This is a genomic window from Flavobacterium difficile, from assembly GCF_011392115.1.
GTDB lineage: Bacteria > Bacteroidota > Bacteroidia > Flavobacteriales > Flavobacteriaceae > Flavobacterium > Flavobacterium difficile.
Map to the genome: position 1 here is coordinate 1 of NZ_JAAJBT010000019.1, position 2319 is coordinate 2319.

General features: G+C 36.7%; 2 protein-coding genes and 1 pseudogene. All 3 read left to right on the forward strand.

Annotated features, from left to right (window positions below; genetic code table 11):
- Nucleotides 1-245, forward strand: a 245-nt coding sequence (locus G4D72_RS13250) for a gliding motility-associated C-terminal domain-containing protein (protein WP_166078209.1), incomplete at its 5' end; no start/stop codon positions are given.
- 65 nt (nt 246-310) lie between these two features.
- Nucleotides 311-1231, forward strand: coding sequence for a PorP/SprF family type IX secretion system membrane protein (locus tag G4D72_RS13255; RefSeq protein ID WP_166078210.1), 921 nt, complete (start codon nt 311-313; stop codon nt 1229-1231).
- Nucleotides 1232-1255: 24 nt separating this feature from the next.
- Nucleotides 1256-2319, forward strand: a pseudogene (locus tag G4D72_RS13260) (PD40 domain-containing protein); the annotation flags it as partial.

The following is a 2319-nucleotide window of genomic DNA, read 5'->3' on the forward strand; positions in this document are numbered from 1 at the left end:
AAATCCAAAAAGGTATTTCGCCAAATGGAGATGGGTTGAATGATTACTTAGAGTTGGTTGCCAATAAGGTTGAGATTTTCAATCGATATGGTAAGGAGGTTTACACTAAGACGAACTATAATAATGATTGGCGCGGACAGTTTAATGGAGGTGGAGAGATGCCAGACGGTACTTATTATTATGTAATAGAGTTGGTATCTGGTGAGAAGAAAACAGGATGGATTTATATAAATAGAGAACAATAAGAAGATAGATAATTCTACTCTTTTATAAACTAGTAAAAGAGTAGATTTTATTAAACAACATCAATATGAGAAAAATATATTTAGGTTTATTGTTAGCGGTTGGTTACTTTTCAGAGGTTTCAGCCCAACAAGATCCACATTATACACAGTACATGTATAATATGAGTGTTATGAATCCTGCATATGCTGGAAGTAAGGAGAGTTTGTCTATGGGCTTGTTGCACAGACAGCAGTGGATAGAGTTGGAGGATGCACCGGTAACGAGTACTTTTTTTGGGCATAGTCCAGTTGGAAAGAATGTAGGTTTGGGTTTATCTGTTGTGTCTGATAGATTAGGTCCTGTAGAGGAGAACAATGTTTATGGGGATTTTTCGTACACTATAAAATTAGGAGGTGAGCACAAATTAGCTTTAGGATTAAAAGCGGGTTTAACGCTACACAATGTGGATTATGCTACAAAAATAGCACCGACCTTACCGCAGCAAGGAGATGGTGCATTTGGTCAGAATGTTAACAATAGTTATTTTAATTTTGGTACAGGAGCTTTTTATTATACGCAAAAGTATTATTTAGGATTATCGGTTCCAAATATGTTAAAAGGCACACATTTAGATTTTGATGGTAGAAGTTATGGGAACGAATCGAGCCATTATTTTTTAACAGGAGGTTATGTTTTTGATATTAATAAGAATGTAAAATTCAAGCCTTTTTTCATGGCAAAATCTTCATTTGAGGCACCAGCTTCATTGGATGTTTCTACGAATTTTATGTTTTATGACAAGTTTGAAATCGGAGGGACTTATAGAGTAGATGACAGTTTTGGTGCGATGGTAAATTATGCCATTACCCCTTCTTTACGTATTGGTTATGCTTACGATCATATCGTTTCAGATTTAAATGTAACCACGCCATCCTCGCATGAGGTGATCTTGTTGTTTGATGTTAACTTTAGTAAGAAAGTATCACGTTCACCACGTTATTTTTAATCTATCCCACAAAGAATTATACTTATGAGAAATATATATATAGTAGCAGGTACCTTACTGTTTTCAACAGGATTAATGGCACAAAACAAAGATACTAAAGAGGCGGACAAATTGTTTGACAGATTGGAGTATGTTGATGCGGCCCAAGCGTATTCGAAATTGGTAGAAAAAAACAAAGCGGATGGTTATGTTTACAAGCAATTAGCCGATAGTTATTTTAATGTTTTCAATACGAAAGAAGCGGTTACTTGGTATGCCAAAGCGGTAGAAACTCCGCAAGATGCAGAGACATATTTTAGATATGCTCAAATGCTAAAGGCAGAAGGCAACGCCAAAGCGGCAGAAGCACAAATGGAACAATTTGCCAAAATGCAACCTAATGATGCTAGAGCCAAAGCGTTTAAAAACAACCCGAACTATTTAACACAATTAAAAAGTCAAAGCAAACAATACGACGCGAAAAAGTCGGATGTTAGTAGCGATAAAGCAGACTTTGGAGCCGTGTTAAGTAATTCCAATGAGGTTTATTTTGCGAGTGCTAGAAACACAGCAAGAAAGACAAGTGGTATGGACGAAGAGCCGTATTTAGATTTATACAAAGCCACAAGAAATGCAGACGGGACATTAAGTCAAGCTACAGAAGTTGCAGAATTAAATACCAAATGGCATGACGGACCAGCAGCAATCTCAGCAGACGGAAATACCATGTACTACGGAAGTGAGAGTTTCAACGAGAGTGAATTCCAGAAAGACAAAGCCAAGCGTTTAAAGTTCGGTCAGATTTATTTGTATAAAGCCACAAAAGATGGAGAAAAATGGACGAATTCAAAACCCTTACCATTCAATAGTAAATCATACTCGGTAAGAAACCCAAGTATTAGTAAGGATGGAAAAACCTTATATTTTTCATCAGATATGCCAGGCGGATTAGGAGGCGAAGACATTTGGAAAGTAAGCATTGATGGAGATGTTTACGGTACACCAGAAAACTTAGGGGCAAATGTAAACACAGAAGCTAACGAGAGTTTTCCATCGATTCAGGATGATAACATCTTATTCTTTTCATCTAATGGAAGACAAGGATTTGG

Bases quoted from the DNA above. Each gene is read 5' to 3' on its own strand.
- G4D72_RS13255 (WP_166078210.1), top strand. From the start codon at position 311: ATGAGAAAAATATATTTAGGTTTATTGTTAGCGGTTGGTTACTTTTCA.